Annotated in this window: 1 protein-coding gene; it reads left to right on the plus strand. The window is 44.0% G+C overall.

What is annotated here, in order from left to right; genetic code table 11:
* Window positions 1–41: 41 nt before the first annotated feature.
* Window positions 42–257: hypothetical protein (locus tag CWC11_RS23095; protein WP_212748108.1), on the plus strand; the 216-nt coding region annotated here is incomplete at its 3' end.

Consider the following 257-nt stretch of genomic DNA (forward strand, 5'->3'; position numbering starts at 1 on the left):
ATGTTTTACGCGTACCTTATGCCGCTCAAAGCTCTCCTTACATGACTACACAGGCTTATCAAAAGTTGAAATGGAATGTTACTTTGCAAGACTCTAAGGGACATCCTGTACCTGGAGGACAGGCATTATTGTTCTTATGGCGTGATTATTATAACAGGACTACGTCCAACTTTGAGCTAACTCCCGCAGTGGCTGATGCTCAGGGAAAAATTTCTCAAGTCATTGACTTGGGACGTTGCGTGTCTGGAAATGGTGAG

The sequence above is a fragment of the Pseudoalteromonas sp. S3178 genome (assembly GCF_005886985.1).
Lineage (GTDB): Bacteria > Pseudomonadota > Gammaproteobacteria > Enterobacterales > Alteromonadaceae > Pseudoalteromonas > Pseudoalteromonas carrageenovora.